Source organism: Burkholderia sp. IDO3 (assembly GCF_003366075.1).
Classification (GTDB): Bacteria; Pseudomonadota; Gammaproteobacteria; order Burkholderiales; family Burkholderiaceae; genus Burkholderia; species Burkholderia anthina.
The window spans coordinates 760,156-775,786 of sequence record NZ_CP028964.1 but is presented as its reverse complement, the minus strand read 5'-3'; the positions used below and the strand labels follow the sequence as shown (position 1 = coordinate 775,786).

15 protein-coding genes are annotated in these 15,631 nt (G+C 68.3%); 8 read left to right on the top strand and 7 right to left on the bottom strand.

What is annotated here, in order from left to right; translation table 11 throughout:
* Window positions 1–18 precede the first annotated feature (18 nt).
* Complete coding sequence (locus DCN14_RS35210) at window positions 19–1,032, top strand: IclR family transcriptional regulator (RefSeq protein ID WP_240327466.1); 1,014 nt, start codon at window positions 19–21, stop codon at window positions 1,030–1,032.
* On the opposite strand, the gene DCN14_RS35205 is transcribed toward DCN14_RS35210, so the two are convergent.
* Both DCN14_RS35205 and DCN14_RS38910 read right to left on the bottom strand, forming a co-directional pair.
* Window positions 1,011–1,856 carry an ABC transporter ATP-binding protein gene (locus tag DCN14_RS35205; protein ID WP_096504682.1) on the bottom strand — a complete coding sequence of 282 codons (846 nt, stop codon included), beginning with the start codon at window positions 1,854–1,856 and terminating at the stop codon, window positions 1,011–1,013. The two genes, DCN14_RS35210 and DCN14_RS35205, sit on opposite strands and share 22 nt — an antisense overlap.
* Window positions 1,857–1,893: 37 nt before the next feature.
* Window positions 1,894–2,205: a hypothetical protein gene (locus DCN14_RS38910; protein WP_240327465.1), complete on the bottom strand. Its 312-nt coding sequence runs from the start codon at window positions 2,203–2,205 to the stop codon at window positions 1,894–1,896.
* On the opposite strand from DCN14_RS38910, the gene fepB reads away from it, so the two are divergent.
* From fepB to DCN14_RS35185, 4 genes are all read left to right on the top strand, one after another.
* The gene (fepB, locus tag DCN14_RS35200; RefSeq protein WP_240327462.1) at window positions 2,168–2,962 is read left to right on the top strand and encodes a Fe2+-enterobactin ABC transporter substrate-binding protein; all 795 of its coding nucleotides are present in this window, start codon (window positions 2,168–2,170) and stop codon (window positions 2,960–2,962) included. The two genes, DCN14_RS38910 and fepB, sit on opposite strands and share 38 nt — an antisense overlap.
* The gene (locus tag DCN14_RS35195; protein WP_096504678.1) at window positions 2,959–4,005 is read left to right on the top strand and encodes an iron ABC transporter permease; all 1,047 of its coding nucleotides are present in this window, start codon (window positions 2,959–2,961) and stop codon (window positions 4,003–4,005) included. The genes fepB and DCN14_RS35195 overlap by 4 nt, the downstream gene beginning before the upstream one ends.
* Window positions 4,002–5,042, top strand: coding sequence for an iron chelate uptake ABC transporter family permease subunit (locus tag DCN14_RS35190; protein ID WP_096504652.1), 1,041 nt, complete (start codon window positions 4,002–4,004; stop codon window positions 5,040–5,042). Before DCN14_RS35195 ends, DCN14_RS35190 begins: the two co-directional genes overlap by 4 nt.
* Before the next feature lie 276 nt (window positions 5,043–5,318).
* Window positions 5,319–6,512 carry an NnrS family protein gene (locus DCN14_RS35185; RefSeq protein ID WP_096504650.1) on the top strand — a complete coding sequence of 398 codons (1,194 nt, stop codon included), beginning with the start codon at window positions 5,319–5,321 and terminating at the stop codon, window positions 6,510–6,512.
* 213 nt (window positions 6,513–6,725) lie between these two features.
* Here the strand turns inward: DCN14_RS35185 and DCN14_RS35180 are convergent, their stop codons facing one another.
* From DCN14_RS35180 to DCN14_RS35170, 3 genes are all read right to left on the bottom strand, one after another.
* Window positions 6,726–7,835: an S-(hydroxymethyl)glutathione dehydrogenase/class III alcohol dehydrogenase gene (locus tag DCN14_RS35180; RefSeq protein WP_096504648.1), complete on the bottom strand. Its 1,110-nt coding sequence runs from the start codon at window positions 7,833–7,835 to the stop codon at window positions 6,726–6,728.
* 56 nt (window positions 7,836–7,891) lie between these two features.
* Entirely contained in the window at window positions 7,892–8,167 is a 276-nt protein-coding gene (gene frmR / locus DCN14_RS35175) for a formaldehyde-responsive transcriptional repressor FrmR (protein ID WP_096504646.1), read from the bottom strand.
* A 217-nt stretch (window positions 8,168–8,384) separates the two neighbouring features.
* Window positions 8,385–9,347 carry a LysR substrate-binding domain-containing protein gene (locus DCN14_RS35170; protein ID WP_096504830.1) on the bottom strand — a complete coding sequence of 321 codons (963 nt, stop codon included), beginning with the start codon at window positions 9,345–9,347 and terminating at the stop codon, window positions 8,385–8,387.
* Window positions 9,348–9,493: 146 nt separating this feature from the next.
* On the opposite strand from DCN14_RS35170, the gene DCN14_RS35165 reads away from it, so the two are divergent.
* Genes DCN14_RS35165 through DCN14_RS35155 form a run of 3 tightly spaced genes read left to right on the top strand, consistent with a single transcriptional unit; the run spans window position 9,494 to window position 12,750 of the window.
* The gene (locus DCN14_RS35165) at window positions 9,494–10,663 is read left to right on the top strand and encodes a M20 aminoacylase family protein (protein ID WP_096504644.1); all 1,170 of its coding nucleotides are present in this window, start codon (window positions 9,494–9,496) and stop codon (window positions 10,661–10,663) included.
* A 53-nt stretch (window positions 10,664–10,716) separates the two neighbouring features.
* Window positions 10,717–11,511 carry an ABC transporter substrate-binding protein gene (locus tag DCN14_RS35160; RefSeq protein WP_096504642.1) on the top strand — a complete coding sequence of 265 codons (795 nt, stop codon included), beginning with the start codon at window positions 10,717–10,719 and terminating at the stop codon, window positions 11,509–11,511.
* Between the two features lie 54 nt (window positions 11,512–11,565).
* Complete coding sequence (locus DCN14_RS35155; protein ID WP_096504640.1) at window positions 11,566–12,750, top strand: porin; 1,185 nt, start codon at window positions 11,566–11,568, stop codon at window positions 12,748–12,750.
* Window positions 12,751–12,946: 196 nt separating this feature from the next.
* Here the strand turns inward: DCN14_RS35155 and DCN14_RS35150 are convergent, their stop codons facing one another.
* Together DCN14_RS35150 and DCN14_RS35145 are read right to left on the bottom strand one after the other, a co-directional pair.
* On the bottom strand, window positions 12,947–14,035 hold the full coding sequence (locus tag DCN14_RS35150) for an aldose epimerase family protein (protein WP_096504638.1): 1,089 nt from the start codon (window positions 14,033–14,035) through the stop codon (window positions 12,947–12,949).
* A gap of 80 nt (window positions 14,036–14,115) precedes the next feature.
* Window positions 14,116–15,588: an NAD-dependent succinate-semialdehyde dehydrogenase gene (locus DCN14_RS35145; RefSeq protein ID WP_096504636.1), complete on the bottom strand. Its 1,473-nt coding sequence runs from the start codon at window positions 15,586–15,588 to the stop codon at window positions 14,116–14,118.
* Window positions 15,589–15,631: the final 43 nt, after the last annotated feature.

The following is a 15,631-nucleotide window of genomic DNA, read 5'->3' as shown; positions in this document are numbered from 1 at the left end:
GAAGGTTAGCATAATGTAATGTCATTCCACAATCAGGAATTTATTCTGAAATGTGGAAAGTGGGGCGTGGAGGGTGACGCCGTGATCGGGGCCCGTGCCGTGCCGCGCGGCAACGGAGTCGGTATCATGGCGAGCGACGGTGCGACGACCCTGCACCGGACACAGATGGCCGCTGCGCGATGCAATGCGCCATGTCCCGCCAAGGAAACCGAGCCTTTGAAAAAAACGACATCCCCGAAGACGGATCACGATACGGAGCACGAGAAGCGGTCCGGCACCATTCAGTCGGTCTCGATCGCCGCGCGCTTTCTGATGGTTCTGGCCAACGCGGAAAGCGAACTTGCGCTGGGCGAGGTGGCGCGGCGCACCGGAACGGGCGGATCGACCGCGCACCGCTACCTGCAGAGCCTGGTCAAGGAGGGTTTGGCGAGACAGGATCCGGCCAGCGGCCTCTACGACCTCGGCAGCGCGGCGCTGAGCATCGGCATCGGCGCGCTCAAGCGTGTCGATGCGGTGGAGATTGCCGCGCAACACATGAAGTCGCTGACGCATCGGCATGCGCTCAGCGGCGGCGTGGCGATCTGGACCGACCGCGGGCCGACCCTGGTGCGGTGGTACAGAAGCGCGTATTTCTCGATCAATCCGCTGGCGCTCGGCGATATCCTGCCGATCGACAATACGGCCTGCGGCCTGGTGTTCCAGGCGTTTCTGCCGAAGGCCACGATCGATGCCGCGCGCCGGCAGCAGCCGGCCCGCTTTCGCGGCAAGCCGCCGACCAAAGCCGTGCTCGATGCGGTTCGCGAGCGCTGCTGGGCCGAGTTGACGAGCCATCTGCTGTCGAACGTAACGGGGCAGGCGGCGCCCGTGTTCGACGCGCAGCACGAAATCGTGTGCGCGGTGACCACCGTCACGGATCTGGGGCAACTGAAGTCGCCGGAGGATCGCGACGCGCTGTTTCGCGAGGCAGGCCTCATCAATCAGGACACCGGAGGAAAAGCCTTCGCGAGCCCTCAGGCGCCGCTCGTTTCCTGAGCGCGAAGCGGCCCTGGGCGGGCGTGCGAAGGACCGCGCGGTCTCTGCCTCCCTCGCGGGACGACCAGCGGCGTGCCGGTCACCGGGTCCGGAATGATCACCGACGGCAGGCCGAACACGTCTTCCACCAGCCGTTCCGTGAAGATCGCGGCGGGCTCGCCCTGGGCGACGATACGACCGTCGCGCATCGCGACGAGGTGCGATGCGTAGCGGCACGCGTGGTTGAGATCGTGCAGCACCGCGACGACGGTGCGGCCCGCATCGTTGAGATCCGCCAGCAGTTCGAGCAATTCGATCTGATGGGCGATATCCAGGAACGTCGTGGGCTCGTCGAGCAGCAGAATCGGCGTTTGCTGCGCGAGCACCATCGCAATCCACACCCGCTGGCGCTGGCCGCCCGACAGTTCTTCAAGCAGGCGATCGGACAGGGCCGCGACATCGGTGGCCTGCATCGCTTCGGCCACCGCCTTCTCGTCGGCATCCGACCATTGCTTCAGGAACGACTGATGCGGATAGCGCCCGCGCGCCACCAGGTCGGCCACCGTGATGCCCTCCGGCGCGAGCGCGCTTTGCGGCAGCAGGCCCAGACGGCGGGCGACCTCCTTCGGCGCGAGCGCCATGATGTGCTTGCCGTCGAGGACGACCCTTCCGGCAGCCGGCGCGATGAGGCGCGACAACGCCCGTAGCAGCGTCGATTTGCCGCAGGCATTGGGGCCGACGATCACGGTGAAGGATCCATCGGGAATGGCAACGGAGAGGCTCGCCGAGATGGTTCGTTCTCCGTAGCGGAGTGTCACGGCATCCGCGCTGAGTCGATGCGTCATGGTTGGTCTTTTCGCGCGAACGATGCGTTCGCGGGTTCTATAAATGTGGAATGCATTCTACAATACGGAACTGCTCCGGCGTCGCGACGTCGATCGAAGGGGCGTGTGGTGTCGCCGCCGGGCTCTCGCCCGGCGTTCCTTCCTGTCCACGTTGAATCCAGATGAACAGACTCAAACTTGCCGGGCTGGCCGCCGGGGCGGCGGTATTGGCCCTGGTCTGCTTCACGTTCGTGCCGCGCGCGGGCGTGCCCGCGGCCGCCGAAGCGCCCGAAGCTTCCGCGCCGAAGCGCATCGTATCGACCTCGCCCAGCGTGACCGGGATCCTGTTGGCGGTGGGGGCGCCGGTCATCGCGTCGGCCGCCACCACGCCCAGCGGATTGACCGACGGCAAGGGCTTTTTCTCGCAATGGGCAAGCGTCGCCGACGAGCGCGGCGTCAAGGTGCTGTACCGCAATCTGCAATTCGACATCGAGGCCGTGATCGGCGCCGCTCCGGATCTGCTGGTCGCGTCCGCCACGGGCGCCGACAGCGTCGCCCAGCATCGCGCCGAACTGGAGGCGCAAGGCGTGCCGACGCTCGTGGTCGATTATTCGAATCAATCCTGGCAGGACATGGCGACCGAACTGGGGCGGGCGACGGGGCGCGCGCGGGAGGCGCAGGCGGCCATCGAGCGCTTCGATGCATACGTGGCGAACGCCGCCGCGTCGATCGTGCCGCCGGCGAAGCCGGTCAGCATCGTCGGCTACAACCTGGGCGGCAGCTATTCGGTCGGACGCGCCGCGAGTCCGCATGCGCGGCTGCTGAGCGCGCTTGGCTTCAAGGTGGACGGGTTGCCGCCTGCGCTGGCCGCGCAGGTGACGCGCGCGTCGGATTTCGAGTTCATTTCCCGCGAGAACCTCTCGGCCGCCATCACGGGCGATACGGTTTTCCTGCTCGGCGCCACCGAGCGTGATGTCCACGCGTTTCTGGCCGATCCGTTGCTGGCCAACCTGCCTGCCGTCGTCAACCGGCGGGTTTATCCGTTGGGCCCGAGTTCGTTCCGCATCGATTACTACTCCGGGCGCGAGATGGTCGATGCCGTCACGCGCCACTACCGCCGGTCATGAGCCGGATCGGCAAGGGCGCCGCCACGGTTCCGCCTGCCCGTGCGACCCGGAGGCGCCGCTGGGGCCTGGGCAGCGGGGCATTGGCGCTGGGCATCGTGATCGTGCTGAGCGTGACGGTAGGCTCCCGCCACATTCCGCTGACCGAAACCCTTCACGCGCTTTGGGCCCCGGAGCTGCAGAACGACCAGCATCTGATCGTCAGGGTATTGCGCATCCCGCGTACCGTGATCGCGATTCTTGCCGGGCTGGCGCTGGGGGTGGCCGGCGCCGTCATGCAGGCGGTGACCCGCAACCCGCTGGCCGAGCCGGGTTTGCTCGGCGTCAATGCCGGCGCCGCATTGGCCGTGCTCGTCGGCATGACGGCCTTCGGCCTGGCGAGCATGATGCAGTACGTGTGGTGCGCCTTCGTCGGTGCGGGGCTGGCCGGCATCGCCGTGTTTGCGCTCGGACAGTCCCGGGGGGCGGGCACGCATCCGGTTCGACTGGTCCTGGCCGGTGCCGGCCTGTCCGTCACGCTGATGTCGGCCGCAGGGATCATCCTGCTCAACGCGTCTACGGACGTCTTCGACGGGTTTCGCCACTGGGCGGCCGGTTCGGTCGAGACAAGCACGGGTGACCGGGTCGGGGTGCTCGCGGTGGCCGTCGCGGCAGGCTGCGCAGCGGCGTGCGCGATCGTCGGCAATCTCAATGCGCTTGCGATGGGCAGGGACGTCGGCCAGGCGCTCGGCGTCAATGTTCGAGCGACGTTGCGGCTGGCCTGCCTGTCGGTCATGCTGCTGGCCGGCGCGGCGACCGCCGCCGTCGGGCCGATCGGCTTCGTCGGTCTGGTTGCCCCGCATGTCGCACGCTGGCTGTCGGGCCCCGACTATCGGTGGATCCTGCCGCTTTCCGCGCTTTATGCGGCGATCCTGCTGCTCGGCGCCGACGTGCTCGGCCGAGTGGTCGCCGCGCCTGCCGAAGTGGCCGCGGGGATCGTTGCGTCGCTGGTCGGCGGGCCGTTTTTTGTCATGGTGGCGTGCAAGTACCGGTTGAACAGGCTATGAAAATCTTCGTCGTGCGGCTGGGCCGTTACTCGTACCGTTGGCGCCCGCGGGAAGCCGGCGTGTGTGTCGCGTTGACGCTGCTCGGCCTGATCCTGGCCACGCTGCTGCTCGGCATCGGGACGCTGGCCCTGACGCCCGCCGAGGTGCTCGACAGCCTGCTGGGCACGGGAACCGATGTTGCCGCGCAACGGGTAGTCCTGCGCGTCCGGCTGCCGCGCGTGCTGACGGCGGGCTTCGTGGGCGCGGCGTTGGGCATGGCCGGCTCGATCTTCCAGTCGATCTCCCGCAACGTACTCGGCTCGCCGGACGTGATTGGCTTCACCACGGGCGCCGCCAGCGGGGCGATCGCGCAGATCGTCCTGGTGGATGCCGGCCCGCTGTGGACTTCGCTGGCGGCGGTGCTGTCGGGCATCGCCACGGCAGGCCTCGTCTTGCTGCTGTCGCACTGGCGGCCCATGGGCGGCGGCTACCGGCTGGTGCTGGTCGGCATCGGCGTCGGCGCGACCCTGGCTGGCGTCAACGCCATCATGATGGTCATGGGCAATCTCGATCGGGCGGCCTCTGCCCAGATCTGGCTCGCGGGTTCTCTCAATACGCGCACCTGGGCCCATGTCGTGCCGGCAGCGCTCGGCTTCCTGCTGATCGCGCCGGTTGCCGTCCGCCACGCCAGCCGGATCGACCTGCTCGAGCTGGGAGACGATGCGGCAAAGCAGCTCGGCGTGGCCGTGCAAGGCACGCGCGCCACCATGGTGCTGTGCGCCGTGACGCTGACGGCGATTGCAACGGCGGCTGCCGGGCCGATCGCCTTCGTTGCGCTGGCGGGTCCGCAACTCGCCAGGCGCTTGACGCTGTCGCCCGACGTACCGTTGCTTTCGGCCGCGGCAATGGGAAGCGTCCTGCTGCTCGCAGCGGATTTGCTCAGCCGGCGTTTGCCGGTCGATCTCAACTTGCCGATCGGGTTGGTGACCGGGCTGCTGGGCGGCTTCTACCTCCTCTGGCTGTTGTGTCGAGACAAGAGAATCCGGGCGGTTTCATAGACCAGGCGTGCAGGACACTAGCCGATGGTCGACAGTGGACAATTCCGATATCGGAGGTTCGACCCGAGCGGGCGATCCCCTGTGCGGCGCATGCGCTGCCGAAGCGCCGCAACGGCGACGCGCGCGGTGCGTCGGAAGTCTGGCATACGCGTGAAGCGCGAGCTTGACGCAGATCACGAACGCGGACGATGCCACCTCTGCGCGTAGGGGCACGCCCCATCGCACGCGTCACGGCGCTAGGATGAATGACGTCATCCCCAGTCGCCGGAGACGCACATGAAAATCAGCGAACCGATGCGGGCACCCTCGACGCCCGATACGCTGCCGTTGCTGCAGCTCGGCCTGCGGCCGTTCTACCTGACCGGAGCCTTGTTCGCGAGCATCGCGATGGCCCTATGGCTCGCGGCCTGGCACGGGATGCCCGTCGCCGGCCGCACGGGTGCGATGACGGGCCTGATGTGGCACGTGCACGAGATGATCTTCGGCTTCGTCGCGGCGATCGTCGTCGGCTTCCTGCTGACCGCCGTGCGCGCCTGGACCTCGCGCGAGACGCTGCGCGGCCCCGCGCTCGCGGCGCTGTGGCTGGGGTGGCTGGCCGGGCGCGTGCTCGTCTGGTCCGGGCCGCCGATGCTCGCGGCCGTCGTCGATTCGCTGTTCCTGCCGGTGACGGCGCTCGTGCTGCTGCGCGTGCTGATTGCCGCGCAGAACCGGCGCAACGTGTTCCTGCCGATCGCACTGCTGGCGTTCGGCGCGCTCAACGCGCTGTTCCATGCGTGCGTGATGACGGGGCGCCCGGATCTCGCGCTGCGCGCGGCCTATGCGGCGACGGGGCTGGTCGTGTTCTTCGTCGCGGTGATCACCGGCCGCATCGTGCCGATGTTCACGATGAATGCGATCCCCGGTTTCAAAATTCGCCGCTTCAGGATCGTGGATGCGCTCGCCGCGCCCGCGGTCGCATTCACGCTGTTCGCGGACGCGCTCGGCGCGCCGGGCACGCTGTTGATCGCCGCCGCGCTCGTCACCGCGCTGCTGCATGCATGGCGCCTTGCCGGATGGCATTCGTGGCGCGTCGGCAACCGGCCGATCGTGTGGATCCTGCACGTGTCCTGCCTGTGGATGCCGGTCGGGTTCGTGCTGCTCGCACTGTCGTTCGCGGGCGTGCTCGCGCATTCGCTGGCCGTGCACGCGCTGACCGTCGGTGCGATCGGCGGCGCGATCGTCGCGATGATCACCCGCACGGCGCTCGGCCACACCGGGCGCATGCTCGTCGCGGGCCCGTGGGAGCAGCTGTGCTACTGGCTGGTGATCGGCGCGGGCGTCATCCGCGTGTTCGGGCCGCTCGTCCCGGGGGTGCCGTATGGCGTCTGGCTCGATGCGTCGGGGGCATGCTGGATCGTCGCGTTTCTCGCGTACACGGTGCACTACGCGCCGTTCCTGCTGGCGCCGCGCGCCGATGGTCGCCGGGATTGATGACGGGATTGACGACGAAGCGTCGCCGGTCAGGCAGAGGCGGGGAGAGCGGGTGCGGAGGACGTCGCGCGCCGGACGGCACGACGATGACCGTGATCGGCCCGAGCGAGGCGGGTGCGGACATGCAGCGCCGCCGGCCAGCGCGAGGGCTTGCCGGCGGCGTCACGCCAGGAGACCGGTTGCCGCGACCGGGCCGGCCTCGTTGCGCGTGTGTCAGAAATGCACGACGGTCCGGATGGACTTGCCTTCGTGCATCAGGTCGAACGCTTCGTTGATGCCGGTGAGCGGCTTCGTATGCGTGACGAACGGCGCGAGCTGGATCGTGCCGGCCATTGCGTCCTCGACCATGCCCGGCAATTCGGAGCGGCCCTTGACGCCGCCGAACGCGGTACCGAGCCAGCGGCGGCCGGTGACGAGCTGGAACGGGCGCGTCGAGATTTCCTGGCCGGCGCCCGCGACGCCGATGACGACCGATTGACCCCAGCCGCGGTGCGCGCATTCGAGCGCGGCGCGCATCACGTTCACGTTGCCGATGCACTCGAAGCTGTGGTCGACGCCCCAGCCGGTCATCCCGACGATGACTTGCTGGATCGGCTCCTGATGGTCCTTCGGGTTCACGCAGTCGGTGGCGCCGAACACGCGTGCGAGGTCGAACTTGCCCGGGTTGGTATCGACCGCGATGATGCGGCCGGCCTTCGCGAGCTTCGCACCCTGGATCACGGCGAGGCCGATGCCGCCGAGGCCGAACACGGCCACCGAGTCGCCCGGCTGCACCTTGGCGGTGTTCTTCACCGCGCCGAGGCCGGTCGTGACGCCGCAGCCCAGCAGGCAGACCTGCTCGGGGTTCGCGTCCGGGTTGATCTTCGCGAGCGAGACTTCGGCGACGACGGTGTATTCGCTGAACGTCGAGCAGCCCATGTAGTGATAAATCGGCTGGCCGTTGTAGCTGAAACGCGTGGTGCCGTCGGGCATCACGCCCTTGCCCTGGGTGGCGCGCACCGACACGCACAGGTTGGTCTTGCCGCTCTTGCAGAACAGGCATTCGCCGCATTCGGCGGTATACAGCGGAATGACGTGGTCGCCGGGTTTCACGCTGGTCACGCCTTCCCCGACTTCCACGACGATGCCGGCGCCTTCATGGCCCAGCACGGCAGGAAAGAGCCCTTCCGGATCGTCGCCCGACAGCGTGAAGGCGTCGGTGTGACAGACGCCCGTATGGGTGATCTTGATCAGCACTTCGCCCTTGCGGGGCGGCTCGACATCGATCTCGACGATCTGCAGCGGCTTACCCGCCTCAAACGCAACAGCAGCACGTGATTTCATGGCAATCCTGTTAAAAAAACACCGAATGGAGCGTTACGTCGACGATTTCGCCTCGGTCAACGCAAGTAGGACCGAACGAGGGTGACGATTTCGTCGATCGATCCGGAAGCGGGCCGCGGGGCGTCCGCGAGCTGGGTGAATTCCTCGCGCAAATGACTTTCCAGCACGTTGGCCATGACCCCGTTGATCGCGCCGCGGATGGCAGCCAGTTGCTGCAGGACCGGGCCACAGTCCGCGCCCTCCTCGAGCGCTTGCTCGAGCGCGTTCAGCTGCCCGCGAACGCGGCGCACGCGGGTCAAAACGCGTTTCTTTTCTTCGGGGGAATGCGGCATGGTGTCGTGGCTTCCTGATACTGGGGGGTAGTATAGAACAAGGCGGCGCGGAGGTATACGGGGGCGTTCCCGGGGCAGCGTGGCGGGCGCCGGCCGGAAAGGCGGTGGCCGGCCGGCGGGTAACCGGCAGGCACCGGCAGGTAACGGGCGGGTAGCCGCCGGCGCAACCGATGCGCGGTTTTTGCGGCGGCGCCGCCGTGGCCGGTGTCGTTCATCGTCAGATCAACAGCTCGAGCGTGCGGAACAGCGCCAGATCCTCGCCGCGCGCCGAGCGTGCGTGCCGCCGGATCACCTGCAGCAGACAGTCGATGAAGCAGCGCGCCGCATCGCCGAGCGTGCTGCTGCGGCGCGTGACGATCCCGAGCTCGCTCGGCTCGAACGTCTCCTTCAGCGGCAGCACGCGCATGCGCTCGCCGAACGGCCGCACCGCCGCGAGGATCGTCGGGCACCACGTGCACATGCCGGCCTGTTCGAGCATCGTCTGCAGGATCGCGACCGACTGCGCGCGCACGATGCGCCGTTCGTCGATCTGCGCGCCGTGCCGCGTGAACAGATAGTCGACGAGCGCGGCCTGCCCGTCGGCGGACGAATTCAGCACCCAGTCGCAATCGAGCAACGCGTGCACCGACTTCGCGCGCTCGTGCGGATGCCCGGCGCGCACCATCACCGACGTGCCGTAGCGCAGCAGCGGCTCGAACGCGAATTCCTGCGCGCTGCTGCCCGGCTGCACGTGGCCGAGCGCGAAATCCATGCTGCCGTCGCGCAGCAGCGGTTGGGCGACGGCCATCAGCGCCTCGTAGAGTTCGAGGCGCACGTCGGGCATCCGCTCGCGAAACCGCAGCACGGTTTCCGCGAGAAACGTCATCGTGAGCCACGGCGTGACGCCGACGCTCAGCCGCCCCTCGACGCGGCCGCGCATCCGTTCCAGATCGCTCTGCGCGTGCTCGAGCTGCTTGAGCACGAGCTTCGCGTGCGTGAGCAGCGTCTTGCCGTATTCGGTGAAGCCGATGCCTTCCGGCGCGCGCACCAGCAGCGGCAGGCGCTCGCTCGCCTCCAGCTCGCGCAGCGCGCGCGTGACGGCCGCCTGCGACAACCCCAGCGTGCGAGCGGCGCCGCGGATGCTGCCGGCCTCCGCGCTCGCGACGAGTGCCTGCAACTGATGCAGCTTGATCGTGCTCATGGTGCGAAACGGGACGAAACCCGACAACGAAAGGTTGTCATCATAACGAAACTGCGGCTGTTCGACGGCATTTTCGCTGCATACGATCCCGCCACGATCTGCCATTCGGCAATCGGCAAACCGGAACGCATCGAGGAGTATCGGGGTTGGATCGAGAACGCATTACGCCAGAAATGGCGGCCATCGAGACGGAGATGATCGCGCTGCGCCGGCGGCTGCACGCGCATCCGGAGCTCGGTTTCGACGAACACGCGACGAGCGAACTCGTCGCCGGCTGCCTGACAACGTGGGGTTATCGGGTGACGCGCGGTCTCGGCGGCACCGGTGTGGTCGGCACGCTCGCGCGCGGCGCCGGCAAACGGCTCGGGTTGCGCGCGGACATGGACGCGCTGCCGATCCGCGAGACGACCGGGCTGCCGCATGCGAGCCGGCACGACGGCGTGATGCACGCGTGCGGCCACGACGGCCATACCGCGATGCTGCTCGCCGCCGCCCGGTGCCTCGCCGAACGCGGGCGCTTCAGCGGCACGCTGAACCTGATTTTCCAGCCGGCGGAGGAAGGGCTCGGCGGCGCGAAGCGGATGATCGACGACGGGCTGTTCGAGCAGTTCCCGTGCGATGCCGTGTTCGCGATGCACAACGTGCCGGGGCTGCCGGCCGGCGTGCTCGGCTTCTGCGACGGCCCGGCGATGGCGTCGGCCGACGAGGTGCGGGTGCGCGTCACGGGGCGCGGCGGTCACGGCGCGGCCCCGCACACGACGATCGATCCGGTGGTGGTGTGCGCGTCGATCGTGATGGCGTTGCAGACCGTGGTATCGCGCAACGTGAATCCGCAGGACCTGGCGATCGTCACGACCGGCTCGATCCACGCGGGCACCGCGTCGAATGTGATCGCGCCGCATGCGGATCTCGAACTGAGCGTGCGGGCGCTGTCGCCGGACGTGCGCGCGCTGCTCGAACGACGCATCCGCGCGATCGTGCACGGCCAGGCCGACAGCTATGGCGCGACGGCCGAGATCGACTATCGCCACGGCTATCCGGTGCTCGTCAATCATGCGGCGGAAACCGCGTTCGCGCGAGACGTGGCGCGGGAATGGGGCGGCGACGACGCGCTGATTGCGCATCTGCGGCCGATCGCGGCGAGCGAGGATTTCGCGTTCATGCTGAACGCGTGCCCGGGCAGCTACCTGTCGATCGGCAACGGCGACGGTGCCGCCGGCTGCGGGCTGCACAACCCGGGATACGACTTCAACGACGCGTGCCTCGCGACCGGCGCGAGCTACTGGATCGCGCTCGCGGAGCGCTACCTCGCGTGAGCCGGGCAAACGCATTCGAATCATTTTCAACGACGGAAACAAGGAGACGGGCAATGAAACAGTGGATGGCGGCGCTCGCGGTGGCGCTGACGGCAACGACGATGGCGGGGGCCGCGCACGCGGGCGACTGGACGGGCAAGGAGATCCGCCTCGCGGTCGATCCGACGTATCCGCCGCTCGAATACAAGCAGCCCGACGGCACGCTGACGGGCTTCGGAATCGACATCACGAACGCGTTGTGCGCGGAACTGCATGCGCGTTGCGTGTGGGTCGAATCGAGCTTCGACGGGATGATTCCGGGGCTGCTCGCGCGCAAGTTCGACGTGATCGCGTCGTCGATGACGATCACGCCGAAGCGGATGCAGCAGATCGCGTTCACGAACCGGATCTCGAATGCGCCGGCCCGGCTGATCGCGCGCAAGGGTTCGCCGCTGCTGCCGACGGCGGCGGCGCTGAAGGGCAAGCGCGTCGGCGTCGAGCAGGGCTCCGCGCAGGCCGACTATGCGATCGCGAACTGGCAGCCGGCCGGCGTGCAGATCGAGTCGTACCAGAACCAGGATCAGGTGTATGCCGACCTCGTGACCGGGCGGCTCGACGCGGCGTTCCAGGCGTCGATCGCGGCCAGCGACGGCTTCCTGAAAAAGCCGCAGGGCAAGGACTTCACGTTCGTCGGCGCGGCGATCGACGACGCGAAGTACTTCGGGCAGGGCGACGGCCTCGGCTTGCGCAAGCAGGACACCGACCTGCGCGACGCGTTCAATCGCGCGCTGGCGACGATCCTCGCGAACGGCACGTATCAGCGGATCAACCGCAAGTACTTCGACTTCGACATCTACGGCGCGAAATAAGCGGCACGACGGCGCATCGGGTGGTAGCGCTCAATATATCAATAAGGAAAACGAATGAACTGGAGATTGTTTCTCGTCGCGATGCCGGCGCTGTGTGCGGCGCCGGCCTTTGCGCAAAGCAGCGTCGCGCTTTACGGGGTGATCGATGCCGGTATCGATTACACGAACAACGTCGGCGGCCACGGCGCGTGGCAGATGGCGAGCGGCTTCGCGCAAGGCAGCCGCTGGGGGCTGAAGGGCACCGAGGATCTCGGCGGCGGCTACAGCGCGCTGTTCCAGATCGAGAACGGCTTCAACGTGAACAGCGGCACGCTCGCGCAGGGCGGCCGCATGTTCGGGCGGCAGGCTTACGTCGGGCTCGGCAGCACGCGCTTCGGCACGCTGACGCTCGGCCGCCAATACGATTCGGTGGTCGACTATCTCGCGCCGACCACCGCGAACGGCAGCTGGGGCGTCTATCCGTTCTCGCATCCGCTCGACAACGACAACACCGGCAACACGTTCCGCGTGAACAACACGGTCAAGTATGCGAGCCCGGATTTTGCCGGCTTCTCGTTCGGCGGCACGTACAGCTTCAGCAACGACACCGGCTTCGCGAACAACCGGCAGTGGAGCGTCGGCGCGCAGTACGAGCAGGGCGGCCTGCTGGTCGGCGCGGCGTTCCTGAACGCGGACAACCCGGGCGCGACGGCCGGCGGCGCGATCGCGGGTTCGGGGTCGGTGGGGGCGGATGCGAACTTCGCGTCGGCGCGGCTGCGGATCTTCGGCGCGGGCATCAACTATACGGCCGGGCCGGCGACGCTCGGGTTCGCGTATACGAACAGCAACGTCACGCGGCCCACTGCGAACGTCGGCTATCTGTTCGGCGACGAGACGATCGAGCCCGTCACGGGGCCGCTCGCCGGCGGCACGGTCACGGCGATCAAGTATCAGAACTTCGAAGTGAACGGCAAGTATCAGTTCACGCCGGCGTTCTTCGTCGGTGCGCAGTACGTGTATACGACCGTGCGTTACGACGCCACCACGGGCAGCGCGACACCGAAGATCCATTCGCTCGGGCTGATGGCCGACTACAACCTGTCGAAGCGGACCGACGTCTATCTGATGGGCGCGTACCAGCGCATCGCCGGCGATGCGACCGGCTCGTCGCTCGACCAGGCGTATATCCCGGGGGCGGCCGACCTGTCGTCGACATCGAAGCAACTGATGGTGCATGCGGGGATCCGTCACAGGTTCTGACGGAGTCGGGCGGGGACGGACGCCGTCATGTTCCGGCGCGGGCCCGGTCGATCTCGGGATCGCAGGCTGAGGTGATTCGAGAGGTCGAACTTCGGCACATGGCGCATCAGGCGGCGCATGCGCAACGAACGCGTGCGTTGCCTGCCATTCCGCAACGGGCGCGCCGCGCGCAACCGGCGGCCGCCCGACGCATCCGCTACCCGCGAATGCCGACCCGATACCGCGTCGTCTGGCGATAGGTCTCGCCCGGGCCGAGGATCGTTTCGTCGCGCAACGCATCCATGTTGACCTGGTTCGGAAAGAACCCGGCTTCGACACACAGCGCCGCATGCTGCACGCACGACACGCCGCCGCTTGCGCGCACGCCGTCCAGATAGTTGCCGGTATAGAGCTGCAGCCCGCGCTGATCCGTCGACACGGCAAGCGCCCGGCCGCTTTCCGGATCGTAGATCGATGCGACGGGCCGCACGCCGCGTCCGTAATCGCGCAGCACATAGCAGTGATCGAAGCCGCGTCCGCGCGCGAGCTGCGGATGCGGCCGGTCGAGGCGGGCGCCGAGCGGCGCGCTCTGCCGGAAATCGAACGCGGTGCCCGTCACGTCGGCCGTGCCGGTCGGGATCAGTGCATCGTCCACTTCGACGAACGCATCGGCGTCGATCCGCAGCAGGTGGCCGCGCACGTCGCTGCCCGCGCGTCCGCTCAGGTTGAAGTAGCTGTGATTCGTCAGGTTCAGCGGCGTCCGCGCATCGGTTCGTCCCGCATAGTCGATCGTCAGCGTGCCGTCGTCGTCGAGCGTGTAACGCACCTCTACGCTCACGTTGCCGGGGAACCCCGCATCGCCCTCGGGCGAATCGAGCCGCAGCGTCAGCCCGCCGCGATCGTCGATCACGTCCCAGCGCGCACGGTGAAAGCCGCTTGCGCCGCCGTGCAGCAGATTGCCGTGCTCGTTGCGATCGAGCGCGTGGTCGATTCCGTCGAGCGTGAAGCGTGCGCCCGCGATCCGGTTCGCCCAGCGGCCGACCGTCGCGCCGAAGTAGGTGCCCGACCCGACATAGTCGGCCGGCGTGTCGTGCGCGAGGACGATATCGGCGAAGCGCCCGGCGCGGTCAGGTGCGAGCCACGACACGACGGTCGCGCCGAGATCGCTGACGACGACGCGCATCCCGTGCGCGTTGCGCAGCGTGTAGCGCCGTGCCGGGTCGCCGCCGGGCAGCGTGCCCCACGGTTCGGAGGGCGTGCGGGCGACGCCAGATGCCGGGCGGGAGGAATCGGTATCGATGGGCATGAGCAGGTCCGATCGCGGGCGGTGAATGCGGTGGGCGGGCGCGGCGCGTTGCCGGCAGCCGCGCGGACGGCGGCGCCGGGTCAGTCGAGCCCGCCCTGGCACAGGTACTTGATCGACAGGTAGTCGTCGAGCCCGTAGCGCGAGCCTTCGCGGCCGTAGCCCGATTCCTTCACGCCGCCGAACGGGGCCGCCTCGCTCGCGAGCGCGCCCTCGTTGATGCCGACGATGCCCGTTTCGAGCCGTGCGGACACGCGCGCGATCCGCCGCACGTCCTGCGTGTAGAAATACGCGGCGAGTCCGAACGGCGTGTCGTTGGCGGCGTCGATGGCGTCGTCCTCGGTATCGAACGGAAACAGCGCGGCGACCGGGCCGAAGGTTTCCTCGCAGGTGAGCTGCATGTCGGCGGTGGCGTCGGCGAGCACCGTCGGCGCGTAGTAGTTCGGGCCGAGTTCGGGCAGGCGCCGGCCGCCCGTCAGCACGCGCGCGCCGCGCTCGATCGCGTCGCCGACGTGGCGCGCGATCTTGTCGACCGCGCGCGCGTTGATCATCGGGCCGATCTGCGCGGCCGGGTCGGTTGCCGGTGCGACCTTCAGCGCGGCGACGCGTGCGGCGAGCTTCGCGGCGAATGCGTCGTACACGCCGGCCTGCACGTACACGCGATTCGGCGACACGCAGGTCTGGCCGCCGTTGCGGAACTTCGCGGCCATCAGCCCGTCGACTGCGGCGTCGAGCTCCGCATCGTCGAACACGATGAACGGCGCATTGCCGCCGAGCTCCAGCGACAGCTTCTTCAGCGTCGCGGCCGATTCGCGCGCGAGCAGCTTGCCGACCGGCGTCGATCCGGTGAACGTGATCTTGCGCACGCGGCCGTCGGCGAGCCAGTCGGCCACCGCCTCGACGCCGCGCTCGCGCGATGCGGCGATCATGTTCAGCACGCCGGGCGGCACGCCGGCTTCGTGGGCGAGGAAGGCCAGCGCGAGCGCGGTCAGCGGCGTATCCTCCGCCGGCTTCGCGACGACCGTGCAGCCGGCCGCGAGCGCGGGCGCGATCTTGCGCGCGATCATCGCGAGCGGGAAATTCCACGGCGTGATCGCGGCGACGACGCCGATCGGCTCCTTGACCGCGCTCAGCCGTTTGCCGCGCTGCTGCTGCGGAATCAGGTCGCCGTACGTGCGGGTTGCTTCCTCGGCGAACCACAGCACATACGACGCGCCGTATGCGACTTCGCCGCGTGCTTCGGCGAGCGGCTTGCCCTGTTCGCGCGACATCAGTTTCGCGAGATCGTCGGTATGCGCGACGATCGCCGCATGCCACGCGCGCAGGATCGCCGCGCGTTCGCGCGCGGGCGTCGCGCGCCAGGCGGGCAGCGCGCGTGCGGCTGCGTCGGTGGCGGCGCGGGCGTCGGCGGAGCCGCTGTCGGGCACGTCGGCGACGGCATCGAGCGTCGCCGGATCGGTGACCGCGAAGCGACGGCCGTCGAGCGCATCGCGCCACGCGCCGTCGATCAGGTTGGCGGTACGAACGAGTTCGGTTCGGGATGGCGTAAGCGGCATGACTGATCCTTGTATGAGGTGGTTCGGCGGGCGCGCGGCAACC

What these genes read in the sequence shown, in the direction of transcription:
- DCN14_RS35145 (WP_096504636.1), bottom strand. Translation starts at nt 15,588, where the DNA reads ATGCCGCTTACGCCATCCCGAACCGAACTCGTTCGTACCGCCAACCTG.
- DCN14_RS35190 (WP_096504652.1), top strand. Translation starts at nt 4,002, where the DNA reads ATGAAAATCTTCGTCGTGCGGCTGGGCCGTTACTCGTACCGTTGGCGC.
- DCN14_RS38910 (WP_240327465.1), bottom strand. Translation starts at nt 2,205, where the DNA reads ATGACCGGCGCCCCCACCGCCAACAGGATCCCGGTCACGCTGGGCGAG.
- DCN14_RS35205 (WP_096504682.1), bottom strand. Translation starts at nt 1,856, where the DNA reads ATGACGCATCGACTCAGCGCGGATGCCGTGACACTCCGCTACGGAGAA.
- DCN14_RS35170 (WP_096504830.1), bottom strand. Translation starts at nt 9,347, where the DNA reads ATGAGCACGATCAAGCTGCATCAGTTGCAGGCACTCGTCGCGAGCGCG.
- DCN14_RS35185 (WP_096504650.1), top strand. Translation starts at nt 5,319, where the DNA reads ATGAAAATCAGCGAACCGATGCGGGCACCCTCGACGCCCGATACGCTG.
- DCN14_RS35195 (WP_096504678.1), top strand. Translation starts at nt 2,959, where the DNA reads ATGAGCCGGATCGGCAAGGGCGCCGCCACGGTTCCGCCTGCCCGTGCG.
- DCN14_RS35155 (WP_096504640.1), top strand. Translation starts at nt 11,566, where the DNA reads ATGAACTGGAGATTGTTTCTCGTCGCGATGCCGGCGCTGTGTGCGGCG.
- frmR (WP_096504646.1), bottom strand. Translation starts at nt 8,167, where the DNA reads ATGCCGCATTCCCCCGAAGAAAAGAAACGCGTTTTGACCCGCGTGCGC.
- DCN14_RS35160 (WP_096504642.1), top strand. Translation starts at nt 10,717, where the DNA reads ATGAAACAGTGGATGGCGGCGCTCGCGGTGGCGCTGACGGCAACGACG.
- DCN14_RS35210 (WP_240327466.1), top strand. Translation starts at nt 19, where the DNA reads ATGTCATTCCACAATCAGGAATTTATTCTGAAATGTGGAAAGTGGGGC.
- DCN14_RS35180 (WP_096504648.1), bottom strand. Translation starts at nt 7,835, where the DNA reads ATGAAATCACGTGCTGCTGTTGCGTTTGAGGCGGGTAAGCCGCTGCAG.
- DCN14_RS35150 (WP_096504638.1), bottom strand. Translation starts at nt 14,035, where the DNA reads ATGCCCATCGATACCGATTCCTCCCGCCCGGCATCTGGCGTCGCCCGC.